The sequence below is a fragment of the Streptomyces sp. NBC_01525 genome, assembly GCF_045040405.1.
Lineage (GTDB): Bacteria > Actinomycetota > Actinomycetes > Streptomycetales > Streptomycetaceae > Streptomyces > Streptomyces benahoarensis.
The window spans coordinates 4,092,913-4,105,226 of the sequence record NZ_CP109397.1; the positions used below are offsets into that span (position 1 = coordinate 4,092,913).

General features: G+C 73.4%; 13 protein-coding genes. 9 read left to right on the top strand and 4 right to left on the bottom strand.

Annotated features, from left to right (window positions below; translation table 11 throughout):
• Positions 1-45 precede the first annotated feature (45 nt).
• Positions 46-663 (bottom strand): AAA family ATPase, encoded by a 618-nt coding sequence (locus OG422_RS18485; protein ID WP_405743758.1) that lies wholly within the window; start codon positions 661-663, stop codon positions 46-48.
• A 236-nt stretch (positions 664-899) separates the two neighbouring features.
• On the opposite strand from OG422_RS18485, the gene OG422_RS18490 reads away from it, so the two are divergent.
• From OG422_RS18490 to OG422_RS18500, 3 genes are all read left to right on the top strand, one after another.
• A complete protein-coding gene (locus OG422_RS18490) occupies positions 900-1,448 on the top strand; it encodes a GNAT family N-acetyltransferase (RefSeq protein ID WP_405743759.1) in 549 nt (182 codons plus the stop codon).
• Between the two features lie 548 nt (positions 1,449-1,996).
• The gene (locus OG422_RS18495; protein WP_405743760.1) at positions 1,997-3,361 is read left to right on the top strand and encodes a rhodanese-like domain-containing protein; all 1,365 of its coding nucleotides are present in this window, start codon (positions 1,997-1,999) and stop codon (positions 3,359-3,361) included.
• A gap of 227 nt (positions 3,362-3,588) precedes the next feature.
• The gene (locus OG422_RS18500) at positions 3,589-4,335 is read left to right on the top strand and encodes a sulfite exporter TauE/SafE family protein (RefSeq protein WP_405743761.1); all 747 of its coding nucleotides are present in this window, start codon (positions 3,589-3,591) and stop codon (positions 4,333-4,335) included.
• 165 nt (positions 4,336-4,500) lie between these two features.
• Here the strand turns inward: OG422_RS18500 and OG422_RS18505 are convergent, their stop codons facing one another.
• Entirely contained in the window at positions 4,501-4,788 is a 288-nt protein-coding gene (locus tag OG422_RS18505; protein WP_405743762.1) for a metal-sensitive transcriptional regulator, read from the bottom strand.
• A 116-nt stretch (positions 4,789-4,904) separates the two neighbouring features.
• Here OG422_RS18505 and OG422_RS18510 point away from each other — a divergent pair, with 116 nt between their 5' ends.
• The 3 genes from OG422_RS18510 (at position 4,905) to OG422_RS18520 (ending at position 7,711) form a co-directional block, all read left to right on the top strand.
• Positions 4,905-5,492, top strand: coding sequence for a rhodanese-like domain-containing protein (locus OG422_RS18510; protein ID WP_405743763.1), 588 nt, complete (start codon positions 4,905-4,907; stop codon positions 5,490-5,492).
• A 168-nt stretch (positions 5,493-5,660) separates the two neighbouring features.
• A complete protein-coding gene (locus OG422_RS18515) occupies positions 5,661-6,326 on the top strand; it encodes a response regulator transcription factor (protein ID WP_405743764.1) in 666 nt (221 codons plus the stop codon).
• Positions 6,323-7,711 carry an ATP-binding protein gene (locus OG422_RS18520; protein ID WP_405743765.1) on the top strand — a complete coding sequence of 463 codons (1,389 nt, stop codon included), beginning with the start codon at positions 6,323-6,325 and terminating at the stop codon, positions 7,709-7,711. Before OG422_RS18515 ends, OG422_RS18520 begins: the two co-directional genes overlap by 4 nt.
• 26 nt (positions 7,712-7,737) lie before the next feature.
• Here OG422_RS18520 and OG422_RS18525 read toward each other — a convergent pair whose 3' ends face one another.
• Positions 7,738-8,628 carry a hypothetical protein gene (locus OG422_RS18525; protein ID WP_405743766.1) on the bottom strand — a complete coding sequence of 297 codons (891 nt, stop codon included), beginning with the start codon at positions 8,626-8,628 and terminating at the stop codon, positions 7,738-7,740.
• Between the two features lie 129 nt (positions 8,629-8,757).
• Positions 8,758-9,597 carry a hypothetical protein gene (locus tag OG422_RS18530; RefSeq protein ID WP_405743767.1) on the bottom strand — a complete coding sequence of 280 codons (840 nt, stop codon included), beginning with the start codon at positions 9,595-9,597 and terminating at the stop codon, positions 8,758-8,760.
• Between the two features lie 168 nt (positions 9,598-9,765).
• On the opposite strand from OG422_RS18530, the gene OG422_RS18535 reads away from it, so the two are divergent.
• From OG422_RS18535 to OG422_RS18545, 3 genes are all read left to right on the top strand, one after another.
• Positions 9,766-10,104 carry a helix-turn-helix domain-containing protein gene (locus tag OG422_RS18535; protein WP_405747872.1) on the top strand — a complete coding sequence of 113 codons (339 nt, stop codon included), beginning with the start codon at positions 9,766-9,768 and terminating at the stop codon, positions 10,102-10,104.
• A 97-nt stretch (positions 10,105-10,201) separates the two neighbouring features.
• Positions 10,202-10,612, top strand: coding sequence for a VOC family protein (locus tag OG422_RS18540; RefSeq protein WP_405743768.1), 411 nt, complete (start codon positions 10,202-10,204; stop codon positions 10,610-10,612).
• A 182-nt stretch (positions 10,613-10,794) separates the two neighbouring features.
• Complete coding sequence (locus OG422_RS18545; RefSeq protein WP_405743769.1) at positions 10,795-11,910, top strand: aminopeptidase P family protein; 1,116 nt, start codon at positions 10,795-10,797, stop codon at positions 11,908-11,910.
• Positions 11,911-12,314 lie beyond the last annotated feature (404 nt).

Below are 12,314 nucleotides of genomic sequence, written 5' to 3' on the forward strand. Positions count from 1 at the left end.
TGCCTGTGCAGGGCGGCGGGGCCAGGTGCCGTTGCGCGTGTTCGGTCAGCGAATCAGGGCGATGACTGCTGCCACGATGGGTTCGATGCCCGGTTCATCCTCGCCTGAAGTATCGACTTCGACGATGGCGTCGACTTCACCCGGGGCATCGAAGATCGACCGCTTCATCTCACCCCGCCGGAACTGAGACAAGAGCTGCCGGTCGGTTGCCCCGCCTTGGGCTGCCCGGGCGCGGAGGCGCTCGTCGATGACCGATGCGCGGGCGACGACGTGAACAGCGAGTATCCGGGCGTCACATGCGAGTAGCCCGTCCATCAGCGTGCGCGACAACACGGAGGACTCCACGACGAAGCTCACCCCTGAGGAGGCGAGCAGCCGGGCCGTGTCCACCATGACGGCCTCGGCGCGGTGGCTCAAAGGGCCGCCGGCGATGTGGAATTCCGGGTTGAGATGCACGCCGCCGTCCTTGACGACGGAAGCTGAGGAGAGCGCGAGACCGACCTTGATCTCGTCCCGGGTCAGGAACGGCACACCGAGACGGAGCGCCGTCGCGCGGGCAACGGTGGTCTTTCCGGCCCCTGGGGAACCGCATACGGCGACCACCACAGGTCGTTCGCGCCTCAGCATCCGCCGATGCTGCCGGATCTTGACTGTGCTGTCCATGATCCGATCCGGCGGTGCCCGTCGTCGCTCCTCCGTCCGGTCCGTCCCGGGCGGGTCGGTTTGTCGTCGGAGGGCGGGTACCGGCTCTTGGCTCTCGGCCTCGGCTCGGGCCCGTCGGTCGGGTCCGTTCGCCTACGTGGTGTGTGGGCTGCACAGCACTGTGTGCGGGATTTCGGTGGGGTGGTGCGCCTCCGGTTACCCTGCCTCGTTCTGTACCGGCCAGGAGGTTCGTTGCCATGAGCAGCAGTACGTCGTCTTTTCCCGAGCGGATGGAGCTGTCGGGGGAGGGGCTCGTCCTTCGTGACTGGGCGGAGGGGGATCGCGACGCGATGCCGGAGCTGTTCGATCACCCCGATATCGCGTACTGGACGCCGATCGTCTCGCCCTTCGACGAAGCGGCCGCCGATGATCGGCTGGACCGGGCCCGGCGGCTGCGGGCCGAGGGGAAGGTCATCATGCTGGCCGTCACTGTTGACGGCGGCGCGCCGCTCGGCGAGGTGATGCTGCGGCGCGCCCCCGAGGGCACGGAGCTGGGGTACGCCATCGGCCCGGCGCACCGTGGGCAGGGGCTGGCGGCGCGGGCGGTGCGGGTGATGGCCGCGTACGCCTTCGAGGAGCTGGGCGCGGAGCAGGTGATTCTGGAGCTGGAGGCGGAGAACGCGGCGAGCGTGGCCGTGGCCACCAAGGCGGGTTTCCGGCTGCTCGACGTGCCGCTGATCACGGGGGAGGAGAAGGGGCGGGCGTATGTGCTGCAGACGTGGGGGTTGGAGCGTGGGCGGGCCTGATCTCTGTGCGTGCGTCTGACCTCTGCGAGTACGCCTGACCTCTGCGACTGTGCCCGATCTCTCGCGGTCGCGCCTGACCTCTGGGGTTCGCCTCGGGCCGGTGAGCGCGGTGAGGTGGGGCGCCCCGCTGTCAGCTCGATGGCCGGGGCGCGCCCGCCTTCGACTTGGTGACCCGGTGAGGCCGGGTGCGCTTTCGCTCGGTGCGTCCGGTGGGGGCCGGTCGCCGCCTTCGGCCTGGTGGGCCGGGGTGCCTGCCTCCGCGGCCTCGGCCCCTCGGTCACGCCCCGGCCGCGACCTCTTGCCGCCCCTGGGCACCTCCCGACTGGGAGCCCCTTACCGCCTCTGGCCGTTCCCCGTCCGTCTTGCCCTGTGGCTCTTCCCGCGTACGGCCGCGTGGCTCTTCCCCGTACCGGCTCCGCGCCCCGAGAGCGCCCCCCCCGAGAGCGCGCCCCGGGGCATCCGAGAACACACTCGAAAATACCCCTAGGGGTACCCGTGTTAACGTCAACATACCCCGGGGGGTAATCGTGTACGGAAGGAAGTGCCCCGTGTTCTTCGTCGACACCCTTGAGATCGCCGGTCTGGGCAACCGCAGCTACCTGGCCGGCGGCGGGCGGACCGCCGTGGCGGTGGACCCGCCGCGCGACGTCGAGCAGGTGCTCGCGGCGGCGGCCCGGCGGGGAGTGCGGATATCCCACGTCGTCGAGACCCATCTCCACAACGACTACGTCACCGGTGGGCTCGAACTCGCGAGGATCACCGGTGCCGCCTATCTCGTGCCCGCCGGGGCCGCGGTGGAATTCGCGCGGACGCCGGTGCGGGACGGGGACCGCGCGGAGATCGACGCCGCCGCCGGGCTCGCGCTGCGCGCGCTGGCCACCCCGGGGCACACCCCGCACCACACCTCGTACGTCCTGGAGGAGAACGGTAAGGATGTCGCCGTGTTCACCGGCGGGTCGCTGCTGATCGGGACCGTCGGACGGCCTGACCTGGTCGAACCGCGGCTGACCGCGGAGCTCGCCCGGGCCCAGCACGCCTCCGCGCACCGGCTGGCCGCCGAGTTGCCGGACGAGACGGCGGTGCTGCCCACGCACGGCTTCGGGAGCTTCTGCGCGGCAGGGGGGACGACGGGGGAGCCCACCACGATCGGTGCGGAGAAGGCGTCCAATGAGGCGCTGACCCGGGAGGTGGGTGCGTTCGTCGCCGACCTGCTGGCCGGACTTGACGACATCCCTGCCTATTACGCGCACATGGGGCCGGCCAACGCCGCCGGGCCCGCGCCCGTCGACCTCACCCCGCCCGCCGTCGCCGACGCCCAGGAGATCGCCGACCGGCTGGCCGCCGGGGAGTGGGTGGTCGACCTGCGCCACCGCGTCGCCTTCGCCGACGGGCATGTGTCCGGCGCGTTCAACTTCGAGGGCGAAGGGCAGCTCGCCACGTACCTGGCCTGGCTGATCCCGTGGGGGAAGCCGGTGATGCTGCTCGCGGAGTCGGCCGGTCAACTGGTCGACGCACAGCGGGAGTTGGTGCGGGTCGGTATCGACCGCCCGGCCGCTGCGGCCACCGGGGACCCGGCGAACTGGGTCCGCGACGGCGAAGCGCTCGCCTCCTTCCCCCGGGCCACCTTCGCCGATCTCGCGGAGCGGGCCAAGGACGGTGCCGTGGTCCTCGACGTCCGCCGGGACGGCGAGCGGGCGAACGGCTTCGTCGAGGGCTCGGTTCACCTCCCGCTGCACACGCTGCACCGGCGTATTCACGAGGTTCCCGCAGGTCAGGTGTGGGTGCACTGCGCGGGCGGAATGCGCGCGGCCATCGCCGCCTCGCTGCTCGACGGGGCGGGCCGCGACGTCGTGGCCGTCGACGACTCCTTCGACGCGGCCGAGCGGGCCGGACTCACCGTCCGCCCCGCCTGAACCGGTCGCGAACCGAGAGGGAGCACGCTGAGTATGAGTTCCTGTAGACGCGGTCCCGCCGCCCCCGTGCGCGGGGCCGTGCCGTGGGCCGCCGCCTGTACCCGTACCCGTACCCGCATGCGTACCCGTACGGGTACCGCCCCCGGGTGCCCCGCCCCCGTACCGCACCACCGGCGGGCGGCGCGCGCCTCCGCCGCGGACCTGTGTACCACCGGCGGGTGGCCCGCATGAGCGCGGTGATATTCGCCCTGGTCGCCGGTGGGGTCATCGGTGTCGCGCTGGGGGCGCTCGGCGGTGGCGGCAGTGTGCTGGCCGTTCCCGCGTTGATCTATCTGCTCGGTTTCACCCCGGTCGCGGCCACCACCGCGAGCCTGATCACCGTCGCCGTCACCTCCGCCACCGCGCTGCTCGCGCACGCCCGGGACGGGCAGGTGCGATGGCGTACGGGGCTGCTGTTCGCGGCGGCGGGGATCGGTCCGGCCATGCTGGGCGGCGCGCTCGCGGGGCGCCTGCCGACCGCTCTGCTCACCGTGGCCTTCGCGGCGCTCGCGGCCACCGCGGCGTTCCGTATGCTCCGGCGCCGCCCCATTGTGGAGGGTTCCGTACAGATACGGCCCGGCCGGGCGGTAGCCGTCGGTGCCGGGCTCGGGGCGGTCACCGGGGTCCTCGGCGTCGGCGGCGGGTTCCTCGCCGTTCCGGCGCTGGTCAACGTGCTCGGTATGCGGATGCGGGCGGCGGTGGGCACCAGCCTGCTGGTCATCACCGTCAACTCGGTCGCCGCCCTGGGGCTGCGCGCCGGGACGGCGACCGGCCTGAACTGGGCCGTCATCGGACCGTTCGCCGGAGCGGCGGTCCTCGGCGCCTGGGACGGCAAACGCCTCGCGGCGAAGATGCCCGGCCCGGCCCTGCAGCGCGTCTTCGCCGTCGTGTTGTTCGCGGTGGCGGCGTTCATGCTGGTGGATGCGGTCGTATGAGGCTCGATCGGATGGACGCTGCTGATCGGCCGGACGGCGCCGCTGAGCGACCGGACGGCGGCGACCCGGCGGCCATCGGTGACCCGGCGGCCACGGGAGACCTGGTGGCCACAGGGGACCCGACGGCCACCGGAAGCTCGGCCGCCGGGCTCCGGGTAGCTCCCCCTAGGCCAGCGACAGGAAGAGCTTCTCCAGCCGCGCCCGCATCTGCACGGTGTCCTCGCCGCTCTTCGCGCCGGACTCGATGTCCGCCACGCACTGCTGTAGACCTGTCGCGATGATCGCGAAACCGGCCCGGTCCAGCGCCCGGGAGGCGGCGGCCAGCTGCGTGACGACGTCCTCGCAGTCCCGGCCCTCCTCGATCATCCGGATCACCCCGGAGATCTGGCCCTGCGCCCGTCGCAGCCGGTTCAGTACCGCCTTCAACGAGGCACCCTCAAGCTCCAGTTCCACGACCAAGCTCCCGTTCCATGACCAGGCCCCCGTTCCCGACCGCTTTCCTGCAATACCCCTAGGGGTACTGTACGTCCCGGTTCGGGACGGTGGCGACCATTGGAGGACCACCCGCCATGACCAGCCCCACCACCCCCATCACCCTCGACACCGCCCGGGCCCGGGCCCGGCTGTCCGAGCTGACCGTCGTCGACGTCCGGACGCCCGGCGAGTACGCCGCCGGTCATCTGCCAGGGGCCCTGAACATTCCGCTCGACCACCTCGGCCGGGCGCTGCCCGGGATACGGGACGCGGCCGGGCGCCGTGACCTCCTGGTCGTCTGCGCCTCCGGTGCCCGCTCGGCGCGCGCCTGCGCGCTCCTCGCCGAACAGGGCGTTCCGGCGGCCACCCTCGACGGCGGCACCACGGCGTGGGCCGCCGCGGGCCACGACCTGGAGCGGACCGCCGCCTGCGAGATCCGGGCGGGCTGGAGCATGGAGCGGCAGGTGCGCTGCGCGGCGGGCACGCTCGTCCTGCTGGGGCTGGTCCTCGGCCTGCTCGTGCACCCCGCCTTCCAGCTGCTCTCCGCCGGCGTGGCGGGCGGCCTGGTCTTCTCCGCCCTCACCGACACCTGCGGCATGGCCGCCGTACTCGCCAAGCTGCCGCACAACCGTCCCCGGGGTGCCGACCTCGACGCGACGCTCGCCGCGCTGCGGGAGCGCTGAGGGGGAGCGGGGCGGGCGGAAGGTCCGGGCAGTCGTCTACAGTTCTGTAGACATTGCTGTGGAGATTCTGCCCGTCCCCGGTCGTCCGTGGCCGTTCCGCCCGTGTGCGGCGCCGCCGTTCCGGTGCCGCGGGGTGCGGCAGAGCCCGAGCCCGTGAGGTGACCGCTGTTGCATACCGCCACGATCCTGGTCGTCGAGGACGATCACGCCCTGCGTGACGTGCTGGTGCGCGGGCTGCGGGAGGAGGGGTTCGGGACGGCCGCCGCCCGGGACGGGGCCGGTGCGCTGCGGCTCGTCGGGGAAGGCGTCGACGCGGTGGTGCTGGACATCGGGCTCCCGGACGCGGACGGACGGGACGTGTGCCAGGCGATGCGGGCGCGCGGGTTTCTCCGGCCGGTCGTCTTCCTCACCGCGCACGGCGGGCTCGCGGACCGCCTGAGCGGGTTCTCCTCGGGCGGCGACGACTATCTGCCCAAGCCGTTCCATCTCGCCGAACTCACCGCGCGGTTGCGGGCCGCCCTCCGGCGGTCCGGCGCCGCGGCCGGCCTCGCCGCCGGTGATCTCGCCCTCGACCCGGTGCGCCACGGCCTGTCCGTGCAGGGCGTAGAGATGGCGCTGACACCCACCGAGTTCCGGCTGCTGGCCGCGCTGATGGCCGAACCGGGGGCGGTGGTGCGCCGACGGGAGCTGGTCCGTGCCGGCTGGCCGCCCGGCGCGCAGGTCAGCGACAACACCCTTGACCAGTACCTGAGCCGTCTGCGGCGCAAGCTCCGGGACGCCGGCAGCGCCCAGACGATCGGCACCGCCCGCGGTATCGGGCACCGCCTGTCATGACCCGCCGCTCCTCGACCGCCTCGGCGGGCTCCCGCCGCGGCCCCCGCACCCTGCGGGGACGACTGTCCCTGGCGGCGCTGGCCTGCGCCGCGTCGGTCATGGTGCTGCTCACCATCGTGTGCAACGTGGTCGTCCGCCACCACCTCCAACAGCAGGCGGACGACGAACTGCACACCCGGGTCGCCGCGGTGGCCGCCACCGTCGACACCCGCCACACCCCGGTACGCGTCCTGGAGACGTCGGATGACGCGCTGCTCGACACCAACGTGTGGATCTACGCGGGCCCCCGGCTCCTGGAGCACCCCGCGTCCGCCCCGGCCGGTGCCCCGCTCAGCCGGGCCGCGGTACGCCTCGCCGCCCACGGCGACAAGCGGTGCGCGGCGCTCGACGCCGGGGCCCCGATACGCCTGTGCGCGGCCCCGGTGGGCGACACCGGCGCGGCGGGCCGGCCCGCCGCCGCCGTGGTGGCCGCGCTGGACCTCGCCCCCTACCGCGCCTCGGCCGCCACCCTGCTGTGGGCCTCCCTCGCCCTGGACGGCGCCGTGCTGGCGGGCGCGTACGTCCTGACCTGGCTGGCCGTGGGGCGGGCGCTGCGCCCCGTGACGGTGATGACCGACCAGGCCACCCGGCGGAGCGCGGTCGCCTCCCCGCACCGCCTGGCCGGTACCGGCCGCCCCGCCGAGCTGGCGCGGCTCGGTGCCTCCCTGGACGAGCTGCTGGACCGTATCCGCGCTGTACTCCGCCATGAACAGCAGCTCACCAGGGAGCTGTCCCACGAACTGCGCACCCCCCTCGCGCGGATCACCGCCGAACTCGACTGGTGGGGGGCGCGTCCGCGCTCCGCCGCCGAGACCTCGGCGACGCACGCGGTCCTCGCCGACGCGGCCGACTCCATGCGGTCCATCTGCGACACCCTCCTCGACGACGCGCGCGCCACCGCCCGCGCCGCCCCCGGGACCGCCGACGCCGTGGCCACGCTGCGGCGGCTCGCGGACCGGCTCACCCTCCCGGACGGGCCCGCCGTCACGGTCACCGGCCCGGACGCGGCGGTGGCCGGGGTGCCCGCCCCGTTGCTGGAACGCATCGTCGGCCCGCTGGCCGACAACGCCCTGCGGTACGCGCGCACCCAGGTCGGCATCCGGGTCGGACGGGCGGACGGCGTCACCCGCGTGGAGGTCGGCGACGACGGCCCCGGGGTCCCGCCCGCCTTCGTCGCCGAGCTGTTCCGGCCGGGCAGCCGGGCCGATCCGGCGGACGGACACAGCGGCGCGGGACTGGGCCTGGCGCTCGCGCGGCGCCTCGCCCGCGCCGCGGGCGGCGAGGTGGCCCACGACGCCGGGTGCCCGTCCGGGGCGCGGTTCGTGGTCACCCTGCCCGGGGGCTGACCGGGACGGCCCGCCCCCGGGCGCCGTCACTGTTCCAGGGAGACGGCGCCGCGCCGCTCACGCAGCTGTGCGTGGACGGTGAAGCCGATCAGGGCGGCGAGGAGCACGGCCGACGAACCCGCCGTGCCGAGGTCCAGCCCGCCCTTGGCGAGCGGCTTGGTGAGGAAGTCGCCGGCGGTCGCTCCGAGAGGCCGGGTGAGGACGAAGGCGATCCAGAACAACAGCACGTTCGGCACGGCGGGCACCCGCATCAGGGCCACGAGCACGGCGAGCGCACCGGTGACGAGGAGGGCGCCGCCCGCGTAGCCGAGCCCGGAGCTGTCGGACAGGAAGTCGCCCATCGAGGTGCCGAGCGTGTTCGACACCAGGATCGCCGCCCAGAACAGCGCCTCCGCGCGGAAGGTGACGATGTCGCGGAGGGAGAACGTCAGCCCGGTGCTCTTCCAGACGGCGAAGACGGCGAGGAGAAGCGTGATCAGGATCGCGGCTCCGGCCGGGTACCCCAGGCCGAGCCCCTGCGGCCCCCAGCCGAGCGAAGTGGCCCCACCGGAGAGGTACTTGGCGCTCGCGTCCCGGTTCATGAAGTCGGACATCGTCGTGCCGGCCGTGCTGGTGGACAGGATGACGGTCCAGTAGAAGAACGGGTTGTAGCGCCGGGACCTGAGCTGTACGGCAAGCGTGACCACGAAGATCAGGAACAGGACGACGGTGGTGAGGAAGTAGCCCAGCTTGAGGGTCTGGGCGAAGAGGTCACCGGCCGTTTCGCCGAGGGTCGTCGCGGCGATCTTCATGATCCAGAAGGCCGGGGTGACCTCCGGCAGTTTCTTCGTCGCGGGAGCGGCGGCGGGCGCCGCGGACGTCGGCGGCGGGACGGTGACGACGGCGTCCGGACCGGTCAGGGCTTGAGGGTTTTCCACTTTCGAACTCTCCGGGGGAATGGCGGCAGGGGGCGTCCGCGCCGTCATCCGCGGCGGTGACGGCACACGCCGCCCGGACCCTCCCAGCCGCTTCCTGAACACATCCTGAACGCCGCCGCAGGCCCGTCCTCAGCCTTCCTGCGGAGTGCCGCGCCCCGGCCCGGAGACATCCCGCCGGGTCACGGTCAAGAACACCACCAGGCCCAGAATGACCGCCAGGAACAGCACACTCGTGATCACGGTACCCATGCCGAGCCCGCCGTCGGCGGTCGGCTGCGAGAGGTAGTCCCCGAGGGACGCGCCCAGCGGCCGGGTCAGGATGTAGGCGGTCCAGAAGCCCCCCACCGCGCCCAGGCCGAGGGAGCGCGCCGCCGCCACCACGGCGAGGGCGGCGGCGAACAGCACGGCGGAGAGCGAGTACCCCAGGTCCAGGTGTTCGGCGACCAGGTCACCCGCGGCGGTGCCCAGGGCGAAGGTGAACAGCACCGCGAGCCAGTAGAAGGACTCGCGGCGGGTGCTGTCGATGTGGTGGATGGACAGCGTCCGCTCGCTGCGGAACCAGACGGCGAACACCGCTCCGAGCACGAGCGCGAAGGCGACGGTGGAGGTTTCCAGGGGGACGCCGAGGTTGTCGGTGAGGTTGTCGCTGAGCAGAGTGCCGACGACGCTGATCATCGCCACGGCCGACCAGTAGACGCCGGGCCGGTAGGCGGCGGTGCGGAACTGTGCCACGAGCATCCCGACGAGCACCGCGCTCATCAGCAGCGACACTCCGGTCAGCCCGAGCCCCAGCTTCTCGTTCAGAAGGTCCGCGGCCGTCTCGCCGACCGTGGTGCACAGGACCTTGATCACCCAGAAGTACGGGGTGACTTCGGGGACCTTGTTCCGGTGCGGACGAGGGCGGGGGCGTACGGGGGCTGCGCCGGTCGGCTCGGGGGCCTCGACGGCTCCGGGGATTTCAGCAGTCATGGTGCCCGACCGTGCCACCCGTGTCCTGAACACATCCTGAACACCTCTCCGCTGCCCCGGGGGGCCGCTCCCCGGGCCCGCACCCGGGGGAGCGCCCCGTGGTCTGATGGCGGCGTGAACGAAGCGGTGGAGGAGCGCAATCGGCGCATCTTGCGGGCGCGGGACGCGATGGACCGTGCGTACGCGCGGCCGTTGGACGTACCGGCGCTGGCGCGGATCGCGCACGTGTCGCCGGCGCACTTCGCCCGGACCTTCCGGGCCACCTTCGGCGAGACACCCCACCGCTACCTGCAGCGACGCCGGGTCGAGCGGGCGATGTTCCTGCTCCGGGAGACCGACCGCAGCGTCACGGACGTCTGCTACGAGGTCGGGTTCGGCAGCCTCGGCACGTTCAGCCGGACGTTCCGCGAGATCGTCGGACGGTCGCCGCGGACGTACCGCAAGGAAGCGGTGGCGGCGGGTGTGCCGACGTGTTTCACCATGGCGTGGACGCGGCCCAGCGGGTGAGGGGCGCCCGCCCGCCCCCGGGGAAGCGGTGCGCGGCGTCCGTAAGAGAGCAGTTTCGGAGAAGTTTTCGGCCGGTCCCGCACATAGGTTGAGGGACATGTTCCACGCCATCACGCACTCGCAGCTCTACGTCCTCGACCAGGACGAAGCCCTCGACTTCTACGTCGGCACCCTCGGCCTGGAGGTCACCGCCGACATCGACATGGGATTCATGCGGTGGCTGACCGTCGCCGTTCCCGGCCACCCGGAGCGGCAGATCCTCCTGGAGAAGCCGGGCGCCCCGGCGATGTCCGAGGAGACGGCCGCGCAGGTCCGGGACCTGGTCACCAAGGGGGCGATGGGCGGCTGGCTCATCCTCACCACCGACGACTGCCGCCAGACCTACGAGACGCTCCGGGAGCGGGGCGTCGAGTTCACCCAGGAGCCGACGGAGCGCCCGTACGGGACGGACTGCGGGCTGCGCGACCCCTTCGGCAACAACCTCCGCTTCACCCAGCCGAAGGCGTAGGGAGATACCCGCGGGCGCGGGCCGTGGCGGGGTGCCGGGGCCCGCGCCGGGGGCGCATTGCCCGGCGGGTGCGCCGGGCGCGCGGGCGGGGCGTTCGTGCCGGTGGCCGGTGGGTGGCGCCCCCGGAGGCAGTCCGTCCGGAGCGGGTGCGGGCGCCGGAGCGGCGGGCGTACATTGCGGCCATGGTGACTTCCCTGACCCGTGACGCGTACGAGCGACGGATGGAACGGGCCGCCGCCGCGGCCGCCGCGGAGGGGCTCGACGGCCTGATCGTGACGCCGGGCCCGGACCTGGGCTGGCTGTGCGGCTACCACGTCACGGCGGTCACGGAGCGGCTGACCGCCCTTGTCCTCGCCGCCGGCGCCCGGCCGCGACTGCTGGTGCCCGCCCTGGAGCGGCCGGACGCCGAGGCCGCCCCGGGCGCCGGTGCCCTGGACGTCACCGGGTGGCGCGACGGCACCGACCCCTACGGGGAGCTCGCGAAGTGGCTCGACCCGAAGGGCCGTTACGGCGTCTCGGACGCCACCTGGGCGCTGCACCTCCTCGGGCTCCAGCGGACCCTGCCGGACAGCGGCTACGGCGCGCTCTCCGAGGTGCTGCCGATGCTGCGGGCCGTGAAGGACGCGTACGAGGTGGAGCGGCTGGCGGCGGCGGGCGCCGCGGCCGATGCGACGTACGACGACATCCTGGGCCTGCCGTTCGCCGGCCGCCGCGAGCGCGAGGTGGCCGCCGACCTCAGCAGGTTGCTGGTCCGGCACGGCCACAGCCAGGTCGACTTCACCATCGTCGGCTCCGGCCCCAACGGCGCCAACCCGCACCACGAGGCGGGCGACCGGCTGATCCAGGACGGCGACATGATCGTGCTCGACTTCGGCGGCCTCAAGGACGGCTACGGCTCCGACACCACCCGCACCGTCCACGTCGGCGAGCCGACCGCCGAGGAACGAAAGGTGCACGACATCGTCCGCGAGGCGCAGCAGGCGGCGTTCGAGGCGGTGCGCCCCGGGGTGGCGTGCCAGGAGATCGACCGCGTCGCCCGCCAGGTGATCAAGGCCGCCGGATACGGCGAGTACTTCATCCACCGCACCGGCCACGGCATCGGCGTCACCACCCACGAACCGCCGTACCTGGTGGAGGGCGAACATCTGCCCCTCGTCCCCGGCATGTGCTTCTCGATCGAGCCCGGCATCTACCTGCCGGGCCGCTTCGGCGTACGCATCGAGGACATCGTCACGTGCACGGAGACGGGCGGCCGCCGCCTCAACACCACGGAGCACGGGATGGCGCTGGTGCGGTAGGGCCCGTCGGCGGTAGGGGCGCGGGGCCGTCGCGGGTGCGCGGTGGCCCTCCGGCGCTGCGGGCACGGGGTGCGCGGCGGGGCCCGGCGTTCCCTCGAACGGGGCGGGCGGCCGGGCGGCCGGGCCCGGAAGGCGGCACCGCGGCCCCCGGGGAGGCCCGAAATGACTTTTCGCGCGGCTTCTTCGCAGGTCGGAGTGGGTGCCGAGGCCGGTGGGAGCGGGCGAACGGCGCTGCGGGGAGCGGTAGTCGGCGGGCATTGTCAGTGGTGTGGTTCACGATGGGTGTGCAGATGACGGTTGGCGCACGCACGGTGCGCGCGGCCGGTCGTCCGGCCGCGGCGGGCACGGGGGTGTCGCCGCGCCCGGCGGCGGGCCGCGGGCGCGGTGGCGGCGGACGGAAGGCG

Coding starts and splice junctions, on each gene's coding strand:
- OG422_RS18500 (WP_405743761.1), top strand. CDS start 3,589: ATGAGCGCGGTGATATTCGCCCTGGTCGCCGGTGGGGTCATCGGTGTC.
- OG422_RS18485 (WP_405743758.1), bottom strand. CDS start 663: ATGGACAGCACAGTCAAGATCCGGCAGCATCGGCGGATGCTGAGGCGC.
- OG422_RS18520 (WP_405743765.1), top strand. CDS start 6,323: ATGACCCGCCGCTCCTCGACCGCCTCGGCGGGCTCCCGCCGCGGCCCC.
- OG422_RS18535 (WP_405747872.1), top strand. CDS start 9,766: ATGGACCGTGCGTACGCGCGGCCGTTGGACGTACCGGCGCTGGCGCGG.
- OG422_RS18540 (WP_405743768.1), top strand. CDS start 10,202: ATGTTCCACGCCATCACGCACTCGCAGCTCTACGTCCTCGACCAGGAC.
- OG422_RS18510 (WP_405743763.1), top strand. CDS start 4,905: ATGACCAGCCCCACCACCCCCATCACCCTCGACACCGCCCGGGCCCGG.
- OG422_RS18530 (WP_405743767.1), bottom strand. CDS start 9,597: ATGACTGCTGAAATCCCCGGAGCCGTCGAGGCCCCCGAGCCGACCGGC.
- OG422_RS18490 (WP_405743759.1), top strand. CDS start 900: ATGAGCAGCAGTACGTCGTCTTTTCCCGAGCGGATGGAGCTGTCGGGG.
- OG422_RS18545 (WP_405743769.1), top strand. CDS start 10,795: ATGGTGACTTCCCTGACCCGTGACGCGTACGAGCGACGGATGGAACGG.